The sequence below is a fragment of the Herbaspirillum sp. B65 genome (assembly GCF_000333555.1).
GTDB classification, from domain to species: Bacteria; Pseudomonadota; Gammaproteobacteria; order Burkholderiales; family Burkholderiaceae_D; genus Herbaspirillum; species Herbaspirillum rubrisubalbicans.
In genome coordinates this window covers 1-3,076 of sequence record NZ_BADI01000536.1, presented here as the reverse complement: position 1 = coordinate 3,076, position 3,076 = coordinate 1, and the positions used below count along the sequence as shown (strand labels likewise).

The following is a 3,076-nucleotide window of genomic DNA, read 5'->3' as shown; positions in this document are numbered from 1 at the left end:
AATCCGATCCCGCCATCGGCGCCATCGTCCTTACCGGCAGCGACAAGGCATTCGCGGCCGGTGCCGACATCAAGATGATGCATGCCTGGAGTTTTACCGATGTCTACCGCGACCAGTTCATCACCTCGAACTGGGAACGTGTGACCCGCTGCCGCAAGCCGGTGATCGCGGCCGTGGCCGGGCTTGCACTGGGCGGCGGATGTGAGCTCGCGATGATGTGCGACTTCGTGCTCGCGGCCGACAATGCGCGCTTCGCCCTGCCCGAACTGAGCCTGGCAACGATTCCAGGGGCCGGCGGCACCCAGCGCCTGACCCGCGCGATCGGCAAGTCGAAGGCAATGGAAATGGTGCTCAGCGGGCGCCAGCTCAACGCCGATGAAGCCGATCGCTTCGGCCTCGTCAGCCGCGTCCTGCCCCTTGCTGAGCTGCGCACGGAAGCACTGGCCGTGGCGGCGAAGATCGCGGCGCAGTCGCTGCCGGCCACGATGATGGCCAAGGAGTGCGTGAACCGTGCCTTCGAGGGCTCGCTGGCCGAAGGCCTGCAGTTCGAACGCCGCATGGCTTACGCGACCTTCGCCTGCGCCGATCACAAGGAAGGTCTAGCTGCCTTCATCGAAAAACGCCCACCGGTCTTCCAGCACAAATGAACACCGTCGACAAACCACATCCTCCGCGCGGGCAGAACTGGCAGACACGCCCGGCCAAGCCGCGCGTTCCGGGCCAGCTCATGACCTACGCCGACCTGGGGATCGACGTGCCCTTCCTCGACCACCTCGACGTGAATGTCATGCCGATGGAAGACGGCTCGCTGCAGATCGTCGTCGACCTGGCCCGCATTCACATGAACGGCGGCATGACGACCCATGGCGGCGTGGTCATGACCCTCCTCGACATGGCGATGGCCACCGCCGGCCGCCACGGCGACGACCGCCACCGCTTCTGCGTGACGGTCGAAATGAAGACCAGCTTCCTGCGCCCTGCTGGCGTTCTCGGTGAACAACTGTTCGCGCGCGGCAGCCTGCGCCAGGGCGGCAGGTCGCTTGCGTTCTGCGACGGCGAATTGCGCGACCAAAACGGCACGTTGCTGGCCACCGCAAGTGGCACGTTCAAGTACGTCAACCCGCGCCAGGTGAGCGGCGATGCCTGAGACTGTCCAACCCGGCCGCGTCACGGCCCGCCCCGCGCGCACTCCGCAAGTCCTGAACAGCGTAGCGCCCGACCTGAGCACTATCGTGCGCCCGGGCGACACGGTGTTGTGGGGCCAAGCGAATGCCGAACCGCTGCCGCTTACCGAGGCACTGATGCGCCAGCGTCATGCGATCGGCCGTTTCGGTGTATTCCTGGGCATTTCTAACAATCCGACCTGCCGGCCCGAACATGCCGACTGCGTGCAGTTCACGTCGTACTGCGGCAGCGGCCACAACCGTGCGCTGGCCAAGGCTGGCGTGCTGGATGTGCTGCCCTGCCATTATTCGCAGTTTCCGGCGCTGATCCGGAGCGGCCGGCTGAAGATCGACGTCCTGTTGCTGCAAGTGGCACCTTCCGACGAGCATGATCGATACAGCCTGGGCATCGCCCACGAATACCTGCTCCCCGCGCTCGACAGCGCACGCGTGGTGGTGGCCGAAGTCAACCAGCAGGCGCCTTGGACCCATGGCGAACGCACCCTGCGCCATGACGAGATCGACTTCATCCTCCCGAGCTCGCGGCTGCCGCCGGAGAGTCCCGATGCCGTACCGGGTTCGGTGGACGTGGCGATCGCGACGCACGCGGCCGGCCTGATCGAGGATGGCGCCACGCTGCAGTTCGGCATCGGTGCCATCCCGGCTGCGATCCTCGCCCGGCTGGGCAACCGGCGCGACCTCGGCGTCCATTCCGGCGCCATCGGCGATCAGGTGGCGCAGCTGATGCGTGAAGGCGTAATCAACAACAGCCGCAAGACCATTGACAGAGGTGTCACCGTGGCCGGTCTGATGATCGGCAGCCGGCGCCTGCACGAGTATGCGCACCGTAACAGCGCCCTGCAGTTCCGGTCGACCGACTATACGCATGACCACCAGATCCTGGCGAGCATCGACCGACTGGTCGCCATCAACTCGGCGATCGAGGTCGACCTGACCGGCCAGATCAATGCCGAACAGGCCAACGGCACATACGTCGGGGCCGTCGGCGGCGCACTCGATTTCCTGCGCGGCGCGCAAGCGTCGCGCGGCGGTCTGCCGATCGTCGCCTTGCCCTCGACGGCCGGCACGCACAGCCGTATCGTCGCAAAGCTGAACGGCCCGGTCAGCACCCCGCGCAGCGATGCCGGCGTAATCGTCACCGAATACGGCGTAGCCGACCTGCGCGGCCTGACACTGGCGCAGCGCCGCCAGCGCATGTTGGCGCTGGCGCATCCAATCCATCGCCCCGCGCTCGAAGAGGCCGCCGCCGACGCGGCGTACTGACCCGTTTTTCAATCTGCTTTTCAATCGTCTACAAGGAGTCCCGCATGCGTCGCGCCGCCATCGTATCACCCGTCCGAACCCCGGTCGGCACCTTCGGGGGCAGCCTGCGCCCCATGCCAGTGGAAGAATTGGGCGCCATCGCCGCGCGCGAAGTCTTAAAGCGCAGCGGCATCGATCCGGGTCGCATCGAGGACGTTGTGTTCGCCCAGTCGTATGCCAGCAGCGAGACACCCTGCGTCGGACGCTGGATCGCGCTGCAGGCAGGACTGCCGGTCGACGTGCCCGGCATGCAGCTCGACCGCCGTTGCGGCGGCGGCCTGCAGGCCATCGTGAGCGCGGCCATGATGGTCCAGACCGGCGCTGCCGACGTCGTGATGGCGGGTGGCGTCGAAAGCATGAGCAATATCGAGTACTTGAAGGCCGTGTTGAAGCAATTGAAGGACAGCCCCAACGGCATCCTCTTCATCGACGAAATCCACACCATCATCGGTGCGGGTTCGGCTTCGGGCGGCACGCTGGATGCGTCCAACCTGTTGAAGCCTGCGCTCTCCAGCGGTCAGTTGAAGTGCATTGGCGCTACCACATAGACCGAATTCCGTGGCGTCTTCGAGAAGGACCACGCGCTGTCG

General features: G+C 65.7%; 3 protein-coding genes and 2 pseudogenes. All 5 read left to right on the top strand.

From position 1 onward, the window contains the following. Positions 1–647: enoyl-CoA hydratase-related protein (locus tag I5W_RS13040; protein WP_044529547.1), on the top strand; the 647-nt coding region annotated here is incomplete at its 5' end. Further along, positions 644–1,147 carry a PaaI family thioesterase gene (locus I5W_RS13035; protein WP_050010671.1) on the top strand — a complete coding sequence of 168 codons (504 nt, stop codon included), beginning with the start codon at positions 644–646 and terminating at the stop codon, positions 1,145–1,147. The genes I5W_RS13040 and I5W_RS13035, both read left to right, overlap by 4 nt. Continuing rightward, the gene (locus I5W_RS13030; protein ID WP_044529546.1) at positions 1,140–2,447 is read left to right on the top strand and encodes an acetyl-CoA hydrolase/transferase family protein; all 1,308 of its coding nucleotides are present in this window, start codon (positions 1,140–1,142) and stop codon (positions 2,445–2,447) included. Before I5W_RS13035 ends, I5W_RS13030 begins: the two co-directional genes overlap by 8 nt. A 44-nt stretch (positions 2,448–2,491) precedes the next feature. Continuing rightward, positions 2,492–2,860 (top strand): annotated as a pseudogene (locus I5W_RS13025) (acetyl-CoA C-acyltransferase); the annotation flags it as partial. Further along, a pseudogene (locus tag I5W_RS34230) lies at positions 2,861–3,031 on the top strand (AAA family ATPase); the annotation flags it as partial. It lies immediately after the preceding pseudogene. Positions 3,032–3,076 lie beyond the last annotated feature (45 nt).

Excerpts from the sequence above, each read along its gene's own strand:
- I5W_RS13035 (WP_050010671.1), top strand. The coding sequence starts at position 644 with ATGAACACCGTCGACAAACCACATCCTCCGCGCGGGCAGAACTGGCAG.
- I5W_RS13030 (WP_044529546.1), top strand. The coding sequence starts at position 1,140 with ATGCCTGAGACTGTCCAACCCGGCCGCGTCACGGCCCGCCCCGCGCGC.